The organism is Microbulbifer maximicatervae (SeqCode), from assembly GCF_052466985.1.
Window position 1 is genome coordinate 3,223,357 of the sequence record NZ_CP174298.1, and the last position, 21,644, is coordinate 3,245,000.

At 52.0% G+C, this 21,644-nt stretch carries 16 protein-coding genes, 5 tRNA genes and 2 rRNA genes (1 of these 23 running past the window's edge); 1 reads left to right on the forward strand and 22 read right to left on the reverse strand.

Annotated features, from left to right (window positions below; all coding sequences use genetic code 11):
- Positions 1-28: 28 nt before the first annotated feature.
- The 20 genes from rpoB to ACJJI3_RS14395 all read right to left on the reverse strand — a co-directional run bounded on the left by rpoB (position 29) and on the right by ACJJI3_RS14395 (position 17,114).
- Complete coding sequence (gene rpoB, locus ACJJI3_RS14300) at positions 29-4,102, reverse strand: DNA-directed RNA polymerase subunit beta (protein ID WP_282934402.1); 4,074 nt, start codon at positions 4,100-4,102, stop codon at positions 29-31.
- A 298-nt stretch (positions 4,103-4,400) separates the two neighbouring features.
- Positions 4,401-4,769 carry a 50S ribosomal protein L7/L12 gene (gene rplL, locus ACJJI3_RS14305; RefSeq protein ID WP_282934403.1) on the reverse strand — a complete coding sequence of 123 codons (369 nt, stop codon included), beginning with the start codon at positions 4,767-4,769 and terminating at the stop codon, positions 4,401-4,403.
- A gap of 77 nt (positions 4,770-4,846) precedes the next feature.
- Positions 4,847-5,341, reverse strand: coding sequence for a 50S ribosomal protein L10 (gene rplJ, locus ACJJI3_RS14310; protein WP_282934404.1), 495 nt, complete (start codon positions 5,339-5,341; stop codon positions 4,847-4,849).
- A gap of 277 nt (positions 5,342-5,618) precedes the next feature.
- The gene (gene rplA / locus ACJJI3_RS14315; protein WP_444895283.1) at positions 5,619-6,314 is read right to left on the reverse strand and encodes a 50S ribosomal protein L1; all 696 of its coding nucleotides are present in this window, start codon (positions 6,312-6,314) and stop codon (positions 5,619-5,621) included.
- The gene (rplK, locus tag ACJJI3_RS14320) at positions 6,315-6,746 is read right to left on the reverse strand and encodes a 50S ribosomal protein L11 (protein WP_108731645.1); all 432 of its coding nucleotides are present in this window, start codon (positions 6,744-6,746) and stop codon (positions 6,315-6,317) included.
- 154 nt (positions 6,747-6,900) lie between these two features.
- On the reverse strand, positions 6,901-7,434 hold the full coding sequence (gene nusG, locus ACJJI3_RS14325) for a transcription termination/antitermination protein NusG (RefSeq protein WP_108731644.1): 534 nt from the start codon (positions 7,432-7,434) through the stop codon (positions 6,901-6,903).
- A 10-nt stretch (positions 7,435-7,444) separates the two neighbouring features.
- Positions 7,445-7,813 carry a preprotein translocase subunit SecE gene (gene secE, locus ACJJI3_RS14330; RefSeq protein WP_108731643.1) on the reverse strand — a complete coding sequence of 123 codons (369 nt, stop codon included), beginning with the start codon at positions 7,811-7,813 and terminating at the stop codon, positions 7,445-7,447.
- Positions 7,814-7,929: 116 nt separating this feature from the next.
- Positions 7,930-8,005: transfer RNA gene (locus ACJJI3_RS14335), tRNA-Trp, on the reverse strand.
- A gap of 97 nt (positions 8,006-8,102) precedes the next feature.
- Positions 8,103-9,296: an elongation factor Tu gene (gene tuf, locus ACJJI3_RS14340; protein ID WP_108731642.1), complete on the reverse strand. Its 1,194-nt coding sequence runs from the start codon at positions 9,294-9,296 to the stop codon at positions 8,103-8,105.
- A gap of 129 nt (positions 9,297-9,425) precedes the next feature.
- Positions 9,426-9,500 (reverse strand) — tRNA-Thr (locus tag ACJJI3_RS14345).
- Between the two features lie 69 nt (positions 9,501-9,569).
- A tRNA-Gly gene (locus tag ACJJI3_RS14350) sits at positions 9,570-9,643 on the reverse strand.
- A 56-nt stretch (positions 9,644-9,699) separates the two neighbouring features.
- Positions 9,700-9,783: transfer RNA gene (locus tag ACJJI3_RS14355), tRNA-Tyr, on the reverse strand.
- Between the two features lie 108 nt (positions 9,784-9,891).
- Positions 9,892-9,967, reverse strand: a tRNA-Thr gene (locus ACJJI3_RS14360).
- 192 nt (positions 9,968-10,159) lie between these two features.
- The gene (locus ACJJI3_RS14365; RefSeq protein ID WP_444940092.1) at positions 10,160-10,849 is read right to left on the reverse strand and encodes an SPOR domain-containing protein; all 690 of its coding nucleotides are present in this window, start codon (positions 10,847-10,849) and stop codon (positions 10,160-10,162) included.
- Positions 10,850-10,863: 14 nt separating this feature from the next.
- Entirely contained in the window at positions 10,864-11,601 is a 738-nt protein-coding gene (locus tag ACJJI3_RS14370; RefSeq protein ID WP_444940093.1) for a type III pantothenate kinase, read from the reverse strand.
- Complete coding sequence (gene birA, locus ACJJI3_RS14375) at positions 11,598-12,599, reverse strand: bifunctional biotin--[acetyl-CoA-carboxylase] ligase/biotin operon repressor BirA (protein ID WP_444940094.1); 1,002 nt, start codon at positions 12,597-12,599, stop codon at positions 11,598-11,600. The genes ACJJI3_RS14370 and birA overlap by 4 nt, the downstream gene beginning before the upstream one ends.
- 5 nt (positions 12,600-12,604) lie before the next feature.
- The gene (gene alr, locus ACJJI3_RS14380; RefSeq protein WP_444940095.1) at positions 12,605-13,717 is read right to left on the reverse strand and encodes an alanine racemase; all 1,113 of its coding nucleotides are present in this window, start codon (positions 13,715-13,717) and stop codon (positions 12,605-12,607) included.
- Between the two features lie 27 nt (positions 13,718-13,744).
- On the reverse strand, positions 13,745-14,935 hold the full coding sequence (locus ACJJI3_RS14385) for an ABC transporter permease (RefSeq protein ID WP_444940096.1): 1,191 nt from the start codon (positions 14,933-14,935) through the stop codon (positions 13,745-13,747).
- Positions 14,932-15,669: an ABC transporter ATP-binding protein gene (locus ACJJI3_RS14390; RefSeq protein ID WP_444940097.1), complete on the reverse strand. Its 738-nt coding sequence runs from the start codon at positions 15,667-15,669 to the stop codon at positions 14,932-14,934. Before ACJJI3_RS14390 ends, ACJJI3_RS14385 begins: the two co-directional genes overlap by 4 nt.
- Positions 15,666-17,114 (reverse strand): alpha/beta fold hydrolase, encoded by a 1,449-nt coding sequence (locus tag ACJJI3_RS14395; protein ID WP_444940098.1) that lies wholly within the window; start codon positions 17,112-17,114, stop codon positions 15,666-15,668. The genes ACJJI3_RS14390 and ACJJI3_RS14395 overlap by 4 nt, the downstream gene beginning before the upstream one ends.
- 154 nt (positions 17,115-17,268) lie before the next feature.
- Here ACJJI3_RS14395 and ACJJI3_RS14400 point away from each other — a divergent pair, with 154 nt between their 5' ends.
- Entirely contained in the window at positions 17,269-18,228 is a 960-nt protein-coding gene (locus ACJJI3_RS14400; RefSeq protein WP_444906491.1) for a hypothetical protein, read from the forward strand.
- A gap of 791 nt (positions 18,229-19,019) precedes the next feature.
- Here ACJJI3_RS14400 and rrf read toward each other — a convergent pair.
- Together rrf and ACJJI3_RS14410 are read right to left on the reverse strand one after the other, a co-directional pair.
- Positions 19,020-19,135: ribosomal RNA gene (gene rrf, locus ACJJI3_RS14405) — 5S ribosomal RNA — on the reverse strand.
- A gap of 203 nt (positions 19,136-19,338) precedes the next feature.
- Positions 19,339-21,644 (reverse strand): 23S ribosomal RNA (locus ACJJI3_RS14410); it runs 576 nt beyond the window's last position.

The following is a 21,644-nucleotide window of genomic DNA, read 5'->3' on the forward strand; positions in this document are numbered from 1 at the left end:
GCCAACAGGCTTCGGTACGGGTTCGGATTTACTCGTGCTCAAGCTCGAAGTTCATACCGAGAGAGCGGATTTCCTTAACCAGTACGTTGAAGGATTCCGGCATGCCCGGCTCCATGCGGTGGTCGGAGTCCACGATGTTCTTGTACATCTTGGTACGGCCTTCCACGTCATCGGATTTAACCGTGAGCATTTCCTGCAGGGTGTATGCAGCGCCGTAAGCTTCCAGCGCCCACACTTCCATCTCCCCGAAACGCTGACCACCGAACTGGGCTTTACCACCCAGCGGCTGCTGGGTAACCAGGCTGTAGGAACCGGTAGAACGCGCGTGCATCTTGTCGTCTACCAAGTGGTTCAGCTTCAGCATGTACATGTAGCCCACAGTTACCGGACGCTCGAAAGCATCGCCGGTGCGGCCGTCGTGCAGGGTGATCTGACCGGAATCCGGGATATCGGCAAGACGCAGCAGCTGCTTGATCTCACTTTCATCGGCACCGTCAAATACCGGGGTCGCCATAGGTACACCGCGACGCAGGTTTTGCGCCATGGTCATGACTTCCTCATCGGAGAACTCGTCGAGTTCTTCCTTGCGTCCGCCAGTGGAGTTGTAGACCTCTTCCAGGAATCCGCGCACCTTGGCGATTTCCTGCTGCTCCTTGATCATCTTGTCGACTTTAACGCCGAGGCCTTTAGCGGCCATGCCCAAGTGCATTTCCAGAACCTGACCAACGTTCATCCGCGAGGGAACGCCCAGCGGGTTCAGGACGATATCTACCGGCTCACCGTTTTGGTCATAAGGCATGTCCTCAACGGGCTTGATTACGGAGATAACACCTTTGTTACCGTGACGACCGGCCATCTTGTCGCCCGGCTGGATGCGGCGTTTGATCGCCAGGTAAACCTTGACGATTTTCAGCACGCCCGGAGCCAGGTCATCGCCGGACTCCAGTTTCTTCTTCTTGTCTTCGAAGGCTTCGTCGAGCAGCTTGCGACGCTCTTTCAGCTGAGCTTCCGCTTTTTCCAGCTGATCGTTCAGGCTGTCGTCTTCCATACGCAGCTTGAACCAGTCTTCGCGCGGCAGAGCGGCGAGGACTTCAGCGGTCATCTCATCGCCCTTCTTAACACTCTTACCACCGGCGGCCTTTTGGCCCAGCAGAGCCTGTTGCAGACGCTCGAAGGTCGCACCTTCAACGATGCGGTATTCTTCGTTCAGATCCTTGCGAACCTCGTCCAGCTGTGACTTCTCGATATCGAGGGAGCGCTGGTCTTTCTGCAGGCCGTCGCGGGTAAATACCTGAACGTCGATCACCGTACCGCGGGTGCCACTGGGCGCGCGCAGGGAGGTGTCCTTAACGTCGGAAGCTTTCTCTCCGAAGATTGCGCGCAGCAGTTTTTCTTCCGGAGTCAGCTGGGCTTCGCCCTTCGGAGTGACCTTACCGACCAGGATATCGCCAGCGCCTACTTCTGCGCCGATGTATACGATGCCGGACTCGTCCAGCTTATTCAGGGCAGATTCGCCAACATTGGGGATATCCGCAGTAATTTCCTCACTGCCCAGCTTGGTATCGCGGGCAATACAGGTCAGCTCCTGAATGTGGATGGTGGTGAAGCGGTCTTCCTGTACAACGCGCTCACTGATGAGGATGGAGTCCTCAAAGTTGTAACCATTCCAGGGCATAAATGCGATGCGCATATTCTGGCCCAGAGCCAGCTCACCCAGGTCTACAGAGGGACCATCGGCGAGAATATCGCCACGGACTACACGATCGCCAGTATTAACGATCGGGCGCTGGTTGATACAGGTATTCTGGTTGGAGCGGATGTATTTGGTCAGGTTGTAGATATCCACACCTGCATCACCGGCTTCCACCTCAGCGTCGGCCACGCGAACAACCACACGGCTGGAATCAACGCGCTCAATAATGCCGCCGCGCTTAGCAACCACACACACGCCGGAGTCGCGCGCTACAGTGCGCTCCATACCGGTGCCCACCAGCGGCTTTTCAGCGCGCAGGGTCGGTACCGCCTGACGTTGCATGTTCGATCCCATCAATGCACGGTTGGCGTCATCGTGCTCGAGGAATGGAATCATCGCCGCAGCTACGGAAACCACCTGCTTGGCGGAAACATCCATATACTGGATTTCGCCCGGTGCTTTCAGGGTAAATTCGCCCTGGTGACGTACGCTGATCAGGTCATCAACAAAGTTGCCGTTGTCGTCTACTTCCGCAGACGCCTGGGCAATAATGAAGTTGGCTTCATTGATCGCGGACAGGTACGCAATTTCATCAGTTACCTTGCCGTCAACCACTTTGCGGTAGGCGCTCTCGAGGAAACCGTAATGGTTAGCGCGGGCGTAAGTAGCCAGGGAGTTAATCAGACCGATGTTCGGTCCTTCCGGCGTCTCAATCGGACATACGCGGCCGTAGTGAGTCGGGTGCACGTCGCGCACCTCAAAGCCAGCGCGCTCACGGGTCAAACCACCCGGGCCGAGGGCGGAAACACGACGCTTGTGAGTCACTTCCGACAGCGGGTTGTTCTGGTCCATAAACTGGGACAGCTGCGAGGAACCGAAGAATTCCTTCACGGCAGCGGCAACCGGCTTGGCATTGATCAGGTCCTGAGGCATCAGGCCTTCGGACTCCGCCATGGACAGGCGCTCTTTAACAGCGCGCTCTACACGTACCAGGCCAACGCGGAACTGGTTTTCAGCCATTTCACCTACGGAACGCACGCGGCGGTTACCCAGGTGATCGATATCATCGACCATGCCCTGACCGTTGCGGATATCGATCAGAGTCTTCAGAACTTCGACGATATCTTCTTTGCTCAGAGTGCCGGGGCCAGTCTCGTCTTCGCGACCCAGGCGGCGGTTGAACTTCATGCGGCCAACAGCCGACAGGTCGTAACGCTCGTCGGTAAAGAACAAGTTCTCGAACAGCGCTTCTGCGGACTCCTTGGTGGGCGGTTCGCCCGGGCGCATCATACGGTAGATCTCTACCAGCGCTTCCAACACAGTGCGAGAAGGCTCTGCACGCAGGGTGTCGGAGATAAACGGACCGCGATCCAGGTCGTTGGTGTACAGGGTTTGGAAACTCTTAACGTTCAGTACACGCAGCTTGGCGATTACTTCATCAGTAATCTCGGTGTTACAGTCGATCGCGATCTCACCGGTGGACTCATCGATGATGTCGTTCGCCAGTACACGGCCAAACAGGTACTCGAGCGGTGCTTCCAGCTTTTCTACGCCGGCCTTTTCCAACTGACGGATATGACGCGGGGTAATACGGCGACCCTCTTCGACAATCACCTTGCCCTGGCCGTCTTTGATGTCAAAAGAAGCAACATCACCGCGCAGGCGAGACGGAATCAGCTCCAGGCTGACACGGTCTTCCAACAGCTCAAAGGTGCTGGTCTCGAAGAACATTTCCAGCATTTCCTGGGAGGTGTAACCCAGGGCACGCAGCAGAATAGTCGCTGGCAATTTACGGCGACGATCGATACGCACAAACACCAGGTCTTTCGGATCGAACTCGAAGTCCAGCCATGAGCCACGGTAGGGGATGACACGCGCGGCGTACAACAGCTTACCGGAAGAGTGAGTCTTGCCTTTGTCGTGATCGAAGAATACACCCGGGGAACGGTGCAGCTGGGATACGATAACGCGCTCGGTACCATTGATTACGAAGGTACCGTTGTCGGTCATGAGCGGAATCTCGCCCATGTAAACTTCCTGCTCTTTAATGTCCTTAATGGACTTATTCGCAGATTCTTTATCGTAAATAATCAGACGCACGCGCACGCGCAGCGGACATGCATAGGTAACGCCGCGCAGGGTACATTCCTTAACGTCAAAAGCGGGCTTACCCAGCGTATAACTTACGTACTCCAGGGCGGCATTGCCGGAATAGCTGACAATCGGAAATACAGATTTAAACGCCGCTTGCAGGCCAACGTCCATACGGTCGTCGGGGCGCTTGTCGGCCTGTGTAAAGTTGCGATAAGAATCGAGCTGTATCGCAAGCAGAAAGGGCACATCCATGACCTTAGGCAGTTTGCCAAAATCCTTGCGGATACGTTTTTTCTCAGTATATGAGTAAGCCATTCAAATTCCCCAGCTTGATCAGTGACAAGACTTCGTGGGACTCCAGTCCAGAGCCCCTCCGGGCGAGAAGCCTCTGGTCAATGCAACTTGCCTGCACTGGCCAGAAACCTCTCCGCTTGCTTTTGGGTAGCGCTACTGCGCTATGGTTAAATGAGGTTTGCCACGGTTTTTAAATCCCGCCGGCACCGGTAAAAACCTCAGTACCGCAAACGGCAAAAAGGCCGGCGGACAAAAGTCCACCAGCCTTACCGCTACCCGCCGCTTTACGCGACAGCTAGCGGGAGACGCAAGAACCGAATTACTTCAGTTCTACAACTGCGCCAGCTTCTTCCAGCTCTTTCTTAGCTGCTTCAGCTTCGTCTTTGCTTACGCCTTCTTTCAGCGGGCTCGGAGCGCCGTCTACCAGACCTTTAGCTTCTTTCAAGCCCAGGCCAGTGATGCCGCGAACAACTTTGATCACGTTCACTTTCTTGTCGCCTGGGGAAGTCAGGATTACGTCGAAAGAGTCTTTCTCTTCAGCGGCAGCTTCGCCACCAGCTGGGCCAGCTACAACTGCTGCAGCAGCAGTTACGCCGAATTTCTCTTCCATTGCTTCGATCAGCTCAACAACATCCTTAACGGACATTTCGGCAACAGCATTGATGATATCTTCTTTAGTCAGAGACATGATTCAGTACCTGAATTGGTTTGAGCAGTAGCTGCTCGTATTTCGTTTTGAAACTGCGATTCGCTCTAGCGAAAAAATTACGCAGCTTCCTGCTCTTTTTGGTCGCGAACGGCCGCAATAGTGCGAACCAGCTTGCCAGCAGATGCTTCTTTCAACACGCTCATCAGCTTGGCGATCGCCTCGTCGTAAGTCGGCAGGCTTGCCAACAATGCGACGTCGGTGATCGCGCCTTCGAAGGCAGCACCTTTCAGTTCCAGCTTGTCATTGCCTTTAGCGAACTGGCTCAGGATGCGCGCGCCGGCACCTGGGTGTTCGTTAGAGAATGCAATGATGCTAGGACCTACGAATTTGTCAGTCAGACATTCGTATTCGGTACCTGCCAGAGCGCGACGCGCCAGAGTGTTGCGGACGACTTTCAACCAAACGCCGTTCTCGCGAGCCTCTTTGCGCAGAGTGGTCATGTCATTCACGGTTACGCCGCGGGAATCCGCAACAACCGCAGACAGAGCACCTTCAGCAGCTTGCTGGACATCTGCGACAATCGCTTTCTTGTCTTCGAGTCCAATAGCCATAGTGTCACTCCTGGATTTGAAAAAAACCGGACTTAAACGTCCGATCCGTTCCGGTGCATAAAGCTCAAATCCAGTAAAAATACTGGTTTGGGCGACACCGTCTGCGTAGGCTCGAACCTCGCAATGGCCAACCTGGCCGAAGTTCGGATTAAGCCAGGCACGTTAAACCTCAACGCACCTGACACCTACGGTCTTTGACGGCCCACCTTCTGCCGAAGCATTCAGGTGGACCCCAAAGTTCGATTTACTGAGAGGTGATCACACCCCGCAGTGATATTTAGATGTTCAGGGAAGACTGATCGATAACCAGACCCGGGCCCATAGTGGTGCTCAGGGTGATCTTCTTCAGATATACACCTTTTGCAGAAGCCGGCTTGGCTTTCTTCAGGTCGGCAACCAGAGCTTCCAGGTTCTCTTTCAGAGAGTTCGCATCGAAAGCAACTTTACCGATACCACCGTGGATAATGCCGCCTTTGTCAGCGCGGAAACGCACCTGACCAGCTTTGGCATTTTTAACCGCAGTAGCAACGTCTGGAGTTACGGTGCCAGTCTTCGGGTTCGGCATCAGGCCGCGCGGGCCGAGGATTTGACCCAGTTGACCTACAACGCGCATCGCATCGGGGGAAGCGATTACTACGTCGAAGTCCATCTTGCCTGCTTTAACGTCGGCAGCCAGCTCGTCCATACCGATCAAGTCAGCGCCCGCTTCTTTAGCGGCGTCAGCGTTAGCACCCTGGGTGAAAACAGCTACGCGAACTTCTTTACCAGTACCGTGCGGCAGAGTAGTTGCACCGCGAACAGCCTGGTCGGATTTACGTGGGTCGATACCCAGGTTTACAGAAGCGTCTACAGTTTCTGCAAACTTAACATTGGACAGCTCTTTCAGCAGAGCTACGGCTTCTTCCATACCGTAAGCCTTACCAGCTTCAACTTTTTCAGCGATTACGCGCTGACGCTTGCTCAATTTAGCCACTTAGAGACCCTCCACTTCGATACCGGCGCTACGAGCGGAACCGGCGATAGTGCGCACGGCCGCGTCCAAGTCGGATGCAGTCAGGTCTGCTTTCTTCATTTCTACGATCTCTTCCAGCTGAGCGCGGGTTACTTTACCCACTTTCTCAGTGTTCGGACGACCGGAACCGCTCTTGATCTTGGCAGCCTTGCGCAGCAGTACAGCGGCGGGCGGCGACTTCATGATGAAGGTGAAGGAGCGGTCGTTGTATACAGAGATTACAACTGGAACTGGCAGACCTGGCTCGAGGCTCTGGGTCTGGGCGTTGAACGCCTTACAGAATTCCATGATGTTCACACCGTGCTGACCCAGTGCGGGACCAACGGGCGGACTCGGGTTGGCCTGACCGGCCTTAACTTGCAGCTTGATATAAGCTTCTACTTTCTTAGCCATTACAGCTCTCCTCTAGTTGGGTATTAACGCCCGCCACTCAGCCATAAGGTTTAAGGGCAAGCTCCCCGAACCCCGAAATGAAAACTCATTTTTCGGGGACGCGAAAACCCCCTTCCACCTCGCGGCGAAAGGGGGCAAAAAATTTATACTGGAATCAGGTCTTCTCTACCTGACTGAACTCCAGTTCAACCGGGGTGGAACGTCCGAAGATCAACACAGCCACTCGCAAGCGACTCTTCTCGTAGTTAACCTCTTCAACCACACCGTTGAAATCATTAAACGGACCGTCAATAACTCGAACCATTTCACCGGGCTCAAACAGAGTCTTGGGCTTGGGCTTATCGGCGGAATCGTCGATGCGATTCAGGATAGCCTGCGCTTCGCGGTCAGTAATCGGGGCTGGCTTATCCGCCTTACCGCCGATAAAACCCAGTACTCGGGGAGTTTCTTTCACCAAGTGCCAGGTATCGTCATTCAATTCCATTTCTACCAGGACATAGCCCGGGAAAAACTTGCGTTCACTCTTACGCTTTTGCCCTGCGCGCATCTCAACCACTTCTTCCGTGGGAACCAGGACTTCACCAAACAGGTGGTCCATTTCGTTCAGCTCAATGCGCTCTTTCAGGGAGCTGGCGACACGCTTCTCATAGCCCGAGTAAGCCTGGACCACATACCAATTCTTTGACATGTATCAACCTTTAGCCGATAAATTTGGAAGCCGCCCAACCCAGAGCCGAATCAAGCGCCCACAAGATAAGCGCCATAATCAACACGAAAACAACCACAATCGCTGTGGTCTGGGTTGCTTCTTGGCGGGTCGGCCAAACCACACGCCTGACTTCAGTTTGCGCTTCGCGCAACAGTTGCCACAACGCATTGCCTTTGGCGGTATTTACAGCCACAACCAGAGCTACCAGACAGATGGCAGTTACTGCCAACACTCGGTAAAACAAAGGGAATTCGGCGTAATATGAATTGCCTGCAACAGCACCGCCCACCAGCAGCACTATTAACAACCACTTCAGACCGTCAAGACGAAAGGTTTTCGCTTCTGTTTTAGCATTCATATAAGAAGCCCTTAGCGCACTATAGATAATCTTTTAGCGCTCATAAACACAAAAGCCCCACTGACAAGTAGGGTTTTGCGACACCCCTAAGCTTATCTAAGCGGAGTGATTAAAAATGGCAGGCCAGGAGGGACTCGAACCCCCAACACCCGGTTTTGGAGACCGGTGCTCTACCAATTGAACTACTGGCCTGTACAGTGTGAGCACTTTCGCACTCAAAGATGAGAGAGCTACAGGAACTCTCCCACCTGGTGCACCACATAGAATATTGCGATGCAGAAATCAAAGATTACTCAATGATCTTAGCAACAACGCCCGCACCTACGGTACGACCACCTTCGCGGATAGCGAAGCGCAGGCCGTCTTCCATGGCGATCGGAGCGATCAGGGTAACAACCATTTGAATGTTGTCGCCCGGCATTACCATTTCAGTACCTTCCGGCAGCTCTACCGCACCAGTTACGTCGGTAGTACGGAAGTAGAACTGAGGACGGTAGCCTTTGAAGAACGGGGTGTGACGACCACCTTCGTCCTTGGACAGTACATACACTTCCGCTTCGAACTTGGTGTGCGGAGTGATGGAGCCCGGCTTAGCCAGTACCTGACCACGCTCTACTTCGTCACGCTTGGTGCCGCGCAGCAGTGCGCCGATGTTCTCACCAGCACGACCTTCGTCGAGCAGCTTGCGGAACATTTCAACACCAGTACAGGTAGTAGTGGTGGTTTCTTTGATACCAACGATTTCGATCTCGTCGCCAGTGTTGATCACACCGCGCTCTACACGACCAGTTACAACAGTACCACGGCCAGAGATAGAGAATACGTCTTCGATCGGCATCAGGAACGGCTGATCTACAGCGCGCTCTGGCTCAGGGATGTACTCGTCCAGAGTCTCTACCAGCTTCTTAACAGCGGTAGTACCCATTTCGTTGTCGTCTTCGCCGTTCAGGGCCATCAGAGCGGAACCAACGATGATCGGAGTGTCGTCACCTGGGAACTCGTACTGATCCAGAAGTTCGCGAACTTCCATTTCTACCAGCTCGAGCAGCTCTTCGTCGTCTACCATGTCCGCTTTGTTCAGGAATACAACGATGTAAGGTACACCTACCTGACGGGAAAGCAGGATGTGCTCACGAGTCTGCGGCATGGGGCCGTCAGCTGCGGAACATACCAGGATAGCGCCATCCATCTGAGCAGCACCGGTGATCATGTTCTTAACGTAGTCGGCGTGTCCCGGGCAATCTACGTGAGCGTAGTGGCGAGTCGGGGACTCGTACTCAACGTGAGAAGTAGCGATGGTGATACCGCGCTCACGCTCTTCCGGTGCATTGTCGATACCGTCGAAAGCAACAGCGTCACCGCCCCAAACTTCCGCACATACGCGGGTCAGAGCAGCGGTCAGGGTGGTTTTACCGTGGTCAACGTGACCGATGGTGCCCACGTTCACGTGGGGCTTGGAACGTTCAAACTTTTCTTTTGCCATTGCAGCCTCCTATATATAGGCGAGCCGATAACGGCACCACCCACGTCCAGAACATGCACATCCGACCCGGAAAATCCGACCCCGGACACAAACAACCGCAAGAGCTTTCACTCTTGCGGTCATATAAAATGGAGCTCATGGGCGGATTTGAACCGCCGACCTCACCCTTACCAAGGGTGTGCTCTACCCCTGAGCTACATGAGCTAAAATCTTACCGATAACGGCACCTTAAAATGTTGCACCCTGGAGAGCATTCCAACCAACCCCAAAACTTGGAGCGGGCAGCGGGGATCGAACCCGCATCATCAGCTTGGAAGGCTGAGGTTCTACCATTGAACTATGCCCGCTTTCGGGACCTCCATGCGAAACCCTTAGATTTCGCGCAACACCCTAAGGTGTAATATGGTGCAGGGGGGTGGATTCGAACCACCGAAGCTTTCGCGTCAGATTTACAGTCTGATCCCTTTGGCCACTCGGGAACCCCTGCTCAAAGCGGTGTGCATTGTCTACACATCTCACTGCGCTGTCAACAATTTTTCTTTAAATTTCACACACTTAGCAGCGAAACCTAATTTTGACAGCAACGGGATGAAAATGGAGCTGGCGAGAGGAGTCGAACCCCCGACCGGCTGATTACAAGTCAGCTGCTCTACCAACTGAGCTACGCCAGCCCTATCCCGTTCATTGCCGAAGTTGTTAAGTCACCCTCGTCAATGGAGGCGGGATTCTATGGGAACTTATCTCGACACGCAACACCCTTTTTGCAGATAAATCATATTTTTTATGTCGCCTATTCCAACTTGTTGAAAAAAACAGCGATTCGAGACGCCACCTGATGATTTTCTGATAAATCTGCTTTTTTGTTAGCCAAGTACTTCAGAACAAAGATTTGGGCGCCGATCCAGGTCCGGGTATTCACTTTGCAATTGTCGCCAAAATTCTTCTGCAAGACTTTCTGTGCTGCCGGGGGGCATAACTATCCACCGCTCCATATAGGTTTGCGGCTCCTCCTTGAACTGCGCGGTAACCCCCCTCTCCTTCAAAACGCTGGTATGGGACTCAGCTCGGGCTCGCTCACTGAAAATCCCAAATGAAATGCCATTTTCCAATGCGCCCTTGGGAATGACATAGCTGTCGATCCCCTGAGACTGTAGTTCACGCAAGCGGTTGTAGGCCTCCCGCCTCGAACTCAGTGGCGGCAGATATACCCAGTAGCGCATCTGCCCCTGCATTTCTATATCACGCAGCTCGGCTTTAACCTGAAGGGACCGGATTCGCTGCAAGAGATCCTCGCCCTGGTACTCCTCCGCGAAAGGCCCCAACAGCGTACAAAGCTGCTCAACCTCAAAGGACTCCTTACTCAGTGCCCCAGCCTTCTCTGGAGCAGGCAGCTCTTCAGGGGATATTTCGCTAACGAGGGTAATTTTCTTTCCCTCCGACTCGAGAGGGATCGGGCTCTTGCCGCTACTTAACTGCGGAGATGGCGCTACCAACATATACCAGGCAAAAAGCACAGCGTTCAGGGCAACTAAAGAAAGGGCTATCCAGCGCATAACAGAGTAAATTTTTATGGATTACTAAGGGCCAACCCATCCATCACCAAATCGGGAACCAGGCGATGTTCGTGCTGGTAAACTGCGGAAAGCAACTGCGCATCCCCGCCGGTTAACCACAATAAAGGGGGGGAACCGGAGTGGACCTGCAATTCTTCCATTGCTCGATCAACCGCACCCAACACCATCAGCAAGAGGCCACGGTTTATCGCCTCATTGGTATTGCGTCCCGCGCCCAATGTTTTTGTCAGGGTCAGTGCCTCATGACTCTTTGCTGCATGGGTATCGACACTGAGAACGCGATTCATCAATCCGAAACCGGGAACGATATATCCCCCAATGTGGCGCCCGCTATTGTCCAGCAAATCTAAGGTGACCGCACTGCCGCAATCCACAATTAATGATGCTCGGGGAGATTGCTGGTAGGCCGCCAACATTGCCAGCCACCGATCCACCCCCAGGGCGGAGTGGTCTTCATACCCACAGATAACGCCGGCACATTGAGGTGCCACTGCGGAGAATTCAGCCTCAAGTGTGAACAGGTCTCGGGCCACCTGACTCAAGAATTCAGCAACAACGGGACCGGCAACATTCACTACCCGAAAACGGCAGGGGGTTAAGTCTGCCCAACCCTCAGGTAAAATCTGCTGGCGCAACTGCCCAGTTTCGATATCACCACGGGCTATCACCTCGCCTTCGACCAGGTAGCGCCACTTACCCCGTGTATTGCCGACATCCAGCTCTAGAATCACACCTGCCCCCGCAACGAGATTTCCCCCCCATGAAATGACTTTTGCCCTTTATCAGTCTCGAGTAACAAGGCTCCTTTTTCATCGACACCGGCCGCAACACCTTCCCAGCTCAAATTACCTGACCGCAACTGAACTGGCTGCCCGGCAAACTGGTCTAGGGTTGACCACGATTCCCGGTAAGCAGCGAACCCCCCTTCCGGGTAAGTTTCCAGCATCGGTAACAGCTCGCTGAGTATCGCCGCAGTTAATTCACTGCGGCCAATACCAGGACGGACTTGCTGGAGATCTGCCCATGGTTGGTCAATCTCCTCAGCTGTCTTTGCATTGAGACCATTATTCAACCCAATGCCGATAACCACTGAACAGCGGTCGGTTAAATCCCCTTTTAGCTCAAGTAATACACCGGCCAATTTACGGCCCTGGCACCACACATCATTTGGCCACTTCAGGCGCACACCCGGTACAGAAAAACGCTCGAGCGCTTTTGCCACAGCAACACCGACGGCGAGACTCAACCCCTCCAGGCTTTGTACACCGCCATTAAACTCCCAGCCCACTGAGAGGCTGATACTTGTGGCATACGGGCTGACCCAATTGCGGCCACGGCGACCCCGGCCGGCACTTTGCCGCTCGGCGAGAATCGCTACCGCGTGCCCCTTACCTTGTTCAAAACGCTCCAATAACAGCGAGTTCGTTGAACTCAACTCATCAAAAACCCGCAACTCGCACAGTAGCGCTCGGGCTGAACCATCCAGCTGATTGGTAACAGTCTGCTCAGATAGCAAGTCGAGACCTCCCGGCAAGCGATAACCTCGCCCCTTAGCAGACTCAAGCGTCAGGCCGTAGCTCTCGAGCTTTTGTAGTTGTTTCCAAACAGCGGCTCGGCTGACACCAAGCGCATTCCCGAGGGATTCTCCCGAGTGTATTTCCCCATCCGCCAGCAGCTCCAGCACCGGGCGAAGCTGTTCTAATGGTGTTTTTGCGGCGACGTCCTGCAATTTGTTCAACCTTTTACATAATGGCGGCCATAGCGATGCCCGAGGCTCGTCAGGACTTCATAACCGATAGTCCCGGCATACCCAGCGACTTCATCCACCGTAAGCTGGTCATTGAGAATCTCGATCGACTGAAGGGAGTCCCGCTCCTCTTCGCTGAGACCCGAAATATCGAAAGTGGTAGAGTCCATTGATATACGCCCGACAATTGGCAGAGGGCGGCCGTGCCCCCATCCGCGCCCCCGCCCCCCTTGGGCTCGTATAATGCCATCGGCATATCCACCCCGAGCTACCGCAAGCCAACTATCTCCGGGAACTTCCTGGGTCGCACCATACCCCACAGACCGGGATTGACTGACATAGCGCTTTTGGACAATTGGCAAGCCCAAAGTCACCGTTGGACGCATCGGGTTTTCAGCCTCAGGGACAGGGTTAAGGCCGTACAGTGCGGAGCCCGGTCGGGCAATATCAAAGTGATAGTCCTCACCCAAAAAGATGCCGGATGAGTTCGCAAGACTGAGCTGAATATCCGGGCACAGTTCCCGCAAGCGATCGCCCGCGGTCTTAAACTCGTTCAACTGAAGCTTGTTATGCGGATGCTGGGGCTGGTCTGCACAGGCAAGATGACTGAAGAACATCCGAACATCGGCGGACTCCAAGAGAGGGCGGTCCTTGAGCAGTAATTCGAACTCATCTGGGGTCAATCCCAATCGAGTCATGCCGGTATCAATTTTTACGGCACAAGGGGCCTCCAACTGAGCGCTCTCGCAGATTTCAACCCAGCTCTTCAATTGATCCAGAGTAAACAATGTGGGGATCAAACCCGCGCGAGCGCACTCTAGTTCAGCACCAAGCCTGACACCGGTAAAAATGACTATATTCACATCGTTGCCGAGGTCACTGCGCAAGCGCTCCCCCTCGACTTGGGTGGCCACAAAGAAATCGCGGCATCCCTGAGCGTATAGCGCCGGTGCAACATGAGCCATTCCCAAGCCGTAAGCATCCGCTTTAACCACAGCACCGCACCGGGTGCCGGCTTTCAAGCGATTAGCCAGATCCTGATAGTTATCTGCTATAGACCTCAGGTTGATACTTAATAACCCTTCACGAAAGTCACTCATACCAGTACAACTCTCTAAATCAGTAAGCTAGGTAGCTCCGAGCAGACTCTCTCGCTGCAGCGCTCGGGCACCGCCTAATATACACCCAACAACCAATAAAAGGCTGACCAGTGAGCCAGCGATTATCAGTGATATGGAGACCGTATCCCCAACCAGTAGAGCCTTAAACCACTGCTGTTGCGCGACCAGCGGGACCAACTGCCAGGCAGGCTCCTCTAGCTCTATGGATGACATATCCAATATTAACAACATAGTGACAGGTAAAATCTGCAATATACTCAATTGAGTTTGGGCATCTTTAAATGACTGGGAACGCAACGCTAACAATATTTGCACTACGGCAACCAATAGAGCCAGTGGGAGCAGGGCTAGCGCCATAGCAACCATGCCACTCAGCGTAGTTGCATGTTGTATCCCCATTTCAGCCAAGGGCAAAAATGGAAAAACAGCCATTAGTGAAACTAACGCAAGAATTGAAGATAACCAACTGATACTGGCTACAGCGAGCACCTTGGCCAGGACCACCTGCCAGGCGGCCAGAGGTTGTTGCAGTAATACCTCAAAACTCATTCTCTCCCGCTCACCGGCAGAGGCATCAATGGACGAGGACAGGCAACCTATAAACAGCGTCATTATCAAGAGTGTCGGTATTGAACCAACAATCCAGGCACTGCGGGTAGACGGGGTACTGACATCCCTAACCTGGACTTGCCAGGGTGCTATTGTTTTTAGTGGGACTCCCCTAGCGACCATTCTTTGTTGAACAATGAGCTGTTGTAGCTCACCCAGCTTTTGTTGAACATGACTCGCGCCTTGCCCGCTGAAACGATCGGAGCTATCAACATACAAATAAACCTTGGGGCTGCGGAAATTGCGATAATCGGTAGAAAAACCTTCATCAATTTTCACAACTGCATCGTAACCTTCATCAAGTAAAGCTATCGGGTCCCCTTCTGACAGGCTATCCAGTTCCACCCGCCCTTTACTCAGCTGTTGCTCTAATACTGGTAAATCCTGCCCGCCTAACAACGCTAGCTGAAATGTCCTCTCCCCTTGGGACTTAAACATAAACAGAGTCATCGATGCGATCATTCCGGGAAATGAAATGGCAAACAGCAAAGATAAATAAAGTGCTCGCCGGTCACGCCAAACCTCTAAAGACTCCTTCTTCAGAAGAGCAGACATGGCGGGAGTAAATAATAGGTTTAAAAATTTCATGCCATCACCTCCCCTTTAACCTCGTAAGCCAGAGTGACGAAACTATCTTCCAGGTTTTTACAGCCTGTGCGTTCTACAAGCTCATCGGGGGTACCACTATCGACAATAGCACCGTTAGCCATCACCAATACTCTATCTGACAACTCAGTAACTTCAGCCATAATATGGCTGGAAAATAAAATGGCTACGCCCTCAGAGCGCAACCGCAGAAGTGTTTTCCGCAGCAGTCTCGCTGCAAGGACATCAAGCCCGCGAGTCGGTTCATCGAGTATCAAATGCGTAGGCCGGTGGACTAGTGCCCGCGCCAGCGACACTTTCATTCTCTCCCCCTGGGAAAAGCCTTTTGTCCGACGTTGCCACAAATCTTCTAATTCCAGCTCTTCTCGAACAGAATTCAATGCGCGCTTAAGCTCTGCCCCAAATAATCCCTGCGCACTGGCAAAAAATGATAAGTACTCCGCTACAGTAAGTCGTTCATACAAGCCTTCACGATCGCCGACAACGCCCAATTGCCGCTTTATTTCTAATGGCTTTTCGGCCACATTAAGCCCACTAACAAATACTGTACCTTCATCCGGTTTTACCAACCCCGTTATAATTCTCAGGCAAGTAGTTTTACCGGCTCCATTGGCCCCCAGCAAAGCGGTTATTTGGCCATCAGGTATATTGAAATTCAGGTCTTTGAGTACTTTCTTTCCAGAGAATTGCTTGTGAATAGATTTAACAGCAATCATTTGTTATCCCCTTGGCTCGATAGCAACTCACTGGATACCGCTTTATCAATTTCAGGTCCAAAAGCACCCGCCATAAAAGGTGGTCTTTGAATATCCGCAATACAATCACTATCTAAAGAAGCAAGTGGAGATTTTAGAAAATCATCTATTAGCTTTGGTATACAACCGCGCATACTATTGATATGTCCACCACCTGGAACCACTACCTGTTTTAATTCTGAAAGATACCCCAAGCTTTGTTCCGCATAATAATGTGGGGTAATAGGGTCAGCCTCCCCGGAAATAATTAACACAGGATGATTTCTTTCTTCCGGGACTTCGTAAGTGATAGGAGATACGGGCCATACCTTGCAACCCTCAGCAAAAATCTCAAAAAAAGCATCACCTAAAAAGCTATCGCGAATATCTGCAGCCAGCTCTTCCCCTGTAGTGCGATTTAATTCTTCAGCGCAAGCAACTGATAAGGTGAGCCCCATAGACATACTTCCATCATCAGATAAAAGTCCAACCAACCCCGATAGCGGTAAATAATTACCCTCCTCAGCCTGGCTAATAGCGTATGGTAACTGCGCTGCCGTTTCAGGTGCGTAGAGCGCGGTCCTTATCAGGTTTTGTATGAAGCTACGGGGAACACTTGTTTCCATTGTGCGACCAGAGTGGGGGTCCGGGAAGTTCGATGCTCTTCCATCCCAGTCCCTAAGCAAGCTATCCAGGTCAGATCTCCAATCGCCAAATTCGGAGCACACCGGATCCTGACTGCAGTCTTTCTCCAATTTTAGCAGCGCCTTTTCAGCAGCTTGCGCAGTAAGAAAAACTTTTGAATCAATCGGGGCTACAGCATCCAGGATCAGGACACTTAAACTTTCGGGATACCATTGCTGGTAAAGAAGCGCGGTGCGAGTTCCCCAAGAACCTCCCCACAAAGCAATTTTTTTATGTCTCAACTGAAGGCGCACTTCCTCCAGATCATCAACCGCTTGACGGCTATGCAGTGTTTTAGCAAAGGAGGAGTTTTCAAGGTAGCAAGTTGAGAATTGATCGGTGACCGCCTCCAGATCCATATGGACTTCTCCGTCGATCCCACAGTCAAATGCAGCCGAGTAACCCGAACCGCGCCTATCGACAAGTACGATCGCCCTACTCTGATTGACTTTATATAAGGCATTTAGAATCGGGGTCAGATAACTCGCTGCCTGACCGGGGCCACCGGCCAGTAAATAAAGTGGCTCCAGTCCAATGTCATTAACTGCTGGGGCTATCATTATCGCTAGATCTACTGCAGCTTCTCCTTCACCAACCGGTATCTTTGTACAGTGCAGAGCATGGCTCCAGCCGTCCAGGTAGCAGGACTCGAAGTTATTCTCTTCTCTCTCTTCTGCAACTGCTGGAGATAGCCCTATAAACAAGCTGATCGCGAAGATCGCAAACCTCTGTATCCAAACCACTGCCAACCCCCTATCCAACGAATTTATCCCAACCAGTGTATCGAACTGCTCCTAAGCTGTCGTCATCCAACAAAAGGCAGATAATTGCATTTGCATTAGCGCCCACCCCTGCACAGTGGTATGGTTTCTTATTTACTTGCCCATGATTGCACCCATGAGCTTTTCAGACCGAGAAAAACACCTAATCCGGGCCGCCTTTGCCTGGGGCCAAATCACACAACAGGAAGGCTATACACTTTCTGATCTTGAAATTGAAAAATCAGTTCTCTTCCGACGATTACTTGGCGGTCGGCCGCCATTGGCATTCCCGCCACCATTGCGTCACGGATTTCCCTGGTATGACGTTATTGAAGGGCGTAGCGAACACTTAGTGAGTGCATCCGAAGCCTCACCTGAATGCAGCATCATTGCACCGGGCTGTAAGCTCGGGGATACCTGCATTCTTATTGACGGCGCCTTTTGGCGCGTAGTCGAAACTGTTCGCGAGCACGAAGAATATATCGTTGAGTGGGGCCAATACCCAATGCAGTGGCGCTTGAAAAAGCATTGGGAAGTAAACTATGAAATGACACAACAGCTTCATAGTTTTCGTAAAGATAACCCCAATGCCGAAGTGAGCTTTGACAACTATTTAAGCCAAAGGGAGTACCGGGAATTTCGCATAGACGATGATCAGACGGTATGGCTCTGTGAATGGCAATTAAGCCGCACCAGCCTCTCTGGTTGGGTTTGGGTTGGGACAATACTACCTGTTCCCGATTATCAGCTCGTTCCAGTGTTCGACGATGATCACGGCCCGGTTATTCTCGGCGAGGATGGTAATTCCAATGGGCAGGCCTGGCTGCGTATTGAAGATGCCACAGATGAATACCGCTTCGTTAAACTACTGGGAACCTACGACTACCAGTCGCTAATTACTGCGAGCACCACTGAGCTGAAGACCTTTTTACAAGACCTACAGCAAGAAGAGTCAGCAGACATTGAAGTATTGGATTGGCACCAGAACAATGCCGCACGACGCTTTGCTCTCCCTGCCGAGCTGGTTCCACTGGAAGACCTCAGTTTGAATGATATGAACTTTGACCTCGTTCCAGATAACGCCTTTGCTTACTAGCCCACCCAAGCCCCACCTGGTGGGGCTTTTTTTATCCCCAAATTTTTCTCCTCTCGCATACTGGCGTACCAATCAGCCGCAGTAATCCACAGATTTATCGCTCATAACACTGTTAATAACTGATGTCCGTTTTATGGCGTCTTTGTTACCAACAGAAACCATGGATAGAGCTGTGTATAACTCCGGGATATCCCCGGCCAGCCCCGTGGTTGCTTGGCTCTATTGAAGGCGGGTAAAAAAGCAGCACTTTTTGCGCGGATTTCCACAGCCAGGTGTTACTAACAGAAAGTCTGGATAGAGTTGTGCATAACTTTAATAAACGGGCTACAGGCCCCGTGGTTACAGGGGATCACTGCAGAGACTAAAAAATCACCGATATTTTTACCGGCTAAATTTAATTTTTGGCGGGAGTGGTATGGGTACTTTTCTGGTTTTTACGAGGGTTATTTTTGTTGGATTATTTTTGTTGGATTATTTTTTGAGTGAGTGTAAAGGCGCTTGGAGAGAAGATCGGTAAAGACCTATTTTTATAGGCTTTTTAGGAGGGCGTCTGTTAAAGGTGCTCAAGTAATTTTAGCTTTTTCTTTTTTACTTACTGACTGACTTTTAAATAGAAAGTTGAGTATTAAAGTTTTTCAGAGCTATTTTATTTTTTCTATTTAATTTCGACTAAGTAATTTCTGCTTTCTCTTTTTTGTTTTTTGTTTTTTGTTTTTTGTTTTTTGTTTTTTTAAATATTTTTCAGCCATAAAAAAAAGGCCACCCTATTGGGTGGCCCTTTCGGATTAGAAGCCTGACGATGACCTACTCTCACATGGGGAAGCCCCACACTACCATCGGCGATGTTGCGTTTCACTTCTGAGTTCGGCAAGGGATCAGGTGGTTCCACAACTCTATTGTCGTCAGGCAAACTGGCTTGGGTTGGCGTTGGTCTTATAAGCAATGTGCTTGGCCTGCCGTGTTATCGCTGTTTGCCTCGGTCATGTTGTTGACCGGCGATAACCCCAAATAAGTCGGTAAAACAATCTGTAGTAATACACCGCAAGCGATCGTATGTCTCTAACTCACAATCCGCTAGCTTAGCTAGTCGTTAGTAACCATCTCTGTTGTATGGTCAAGCCGCACGGGCAATTAGTACTGGTTAGCTCAACGCCTCACAACGCTTCCACACCCAGCCTATCAACGTGGTAGTCTTCCACGGCCCTTCAGGAGGCTCAAGGCCTCAGGGAGATCTTATCTTGAAGGAGGCTTCCCGCTTAGATGCTTTCAGCGGTTATCCCGTCCGAACATAGCTACCCGGCAATGCCACTGGCGTGACAACCGGAACACCAGAGGTTCGTTCACTCCGGTCCTCTCGTACTAGGAGCAACTCTTCTCAAATCTCCAACGCCCACGGCAGATAGGGACCGAACTGTCTCACGACGTTCTAAACCCAGCTCGCGTACCACTTTAAATGGCGAACAGCCATACCCTTGGGACCGGCTTCAGCCCCAGGATGTGATGAGCCGACATCGAGGTGCCAAACACCGCCGTCGATGTGAACTCTTGGGCGGTATCAGCCTGTTATCCCCGGAGTACCTTTTATCCGTTGAGCGATGGCCCTTCCATACAGAACCACCGGATCACTATGACCTACTTTCGTACCTGCTCGACATGTCTGTCTCGCAGTCAAGCGCACTTATACCATTATGCTCATTGCATGATTTCCGACCATGCTGAGTGCACCTTCGTACTCCTCCGTTACTCTTTGGGAGGAGACCGCCCCAGTCAAACTACCCACCATACACTGTCCTCGATCCGGATAACGGACCAGAGTTAGAACCTCAAACATACCAGGGTGGTATTTCAAGGACGGCTCCACAACAACTAGCGTCATTGCTTCAAAGCCTCCCACCTATCCTACACAAATAGGCTCAAAGTTCAGTGCAAAGCTGTAGTAAAGGTTCACGGGGTCTTTCCGTCTAGCCGCGGGTACACTGCATCTTAACAGCGATTTCAATTTCACTGAGTCTCTGGTGGAGACAGCGTGGCCATCGTTACGCCATTCGTGCAGGTCGGAACTTACCCGACAAGGAATTTCGCTACCTTAGGACCGTTATAGTTACGGCCGCCGTTTACCGGGGCTTCGATCAAGAGCTTCGCCGAAGCTAACCCCATCAATTAACCTTCCGGCACCGGGCAGGCGTCACACCCTATACGTCCTCTTACGAGTTTGCAGAGTGCTATGTTTTTAATAAACAGTCGCAGCCACCTGGTCACTTCGACCGGCCTCAGCTTAGGGAGCAAGTCCCATCACCAAAACCGGCGTACCTTCTCCCGAAGTTACGGTACCATTTTGCCTAGTTCCTTCACCAGAGTTCTCTCAAGCGCCTTGGTATTCTCTACCTGACCACCTGTGTCGGTTTAGAGTACGATTCACTATTACCTGAAGCTTAGAAGTTTTTCCTGGAAGCAGGGCATCAACCACTTCACCCACTAAGTGGGCTTCGTCATCAGTTCTCAGCCTTAGGGACCCGGATTTGCCTAAGTCCCCAGCCTACAACCTTAAACATGGACAACCAATCGCCATGCTGGCCTAGCCTTCTCCGTCACTCCGTCGCAGTAATAGCGAGTACAGGAATATTAACCTGTTTCCCATCGACTACGGCTTTCGCCCTCGCCTTAGGGGTCGACTAACCCTGTCCCGATTAGCGTTGGACAGGAACCCTTGGTCTTCCGGCGGGGAGGTTTTTCACCTCCCTTATCGTTACTCATGTCAGCATTCGCACTTGTGATACCTCCAGCAGACCTCCCGATCCACCTTCAACGGCTTACACAACGCTCCTCTACCATGCTCCTAAGAGCATCCGCAGCTTCGGTTATCAGTTTGAGCCCCGGTATATCTTCCGCGCAGGCCGACTCGACTAGTGAGCTATTACGCTTTCTTTAAAGGATGGCTGCTTCTAAGCCAACCTCCTAGCTGTCTGGGCCTTCCCACATCGTTTCCCACTTAACTGATATTTGGGACCTTAGCTGGCGGTCTGGGTTGTTTCCCTTTCCACGACGGACGTTAGCACCCGCCGTGTGTCTCCCGCGATTGCACTCCTCGGTATTCGGAGTTTGCATGGGGTTGGTAAGTCGGGATGACCCCCTAGCCCAAACAGTGCTCTACCCCCGAGGGTGAGACGCGAGGCGCTACCTAAATAGCTTTCGAGGAGAACCAGCTATCTCCCGGCTTGATTAGCCTTTCACTCCGATCCACAGGTCATCCCCTAATTTTTCAACATTAGTGGGTTCGGTCCTCCAGTTGATGTTACTCAACCTTCAACCTGCCCATGGATAGATCGCCGGGTTTCGGGTCTATTGCCTGCAACTAAACGCCCTATTAAGACTCGATTTCTCTACGGCTCCCCTAAGCGGTTAACCTTGCTACAGAC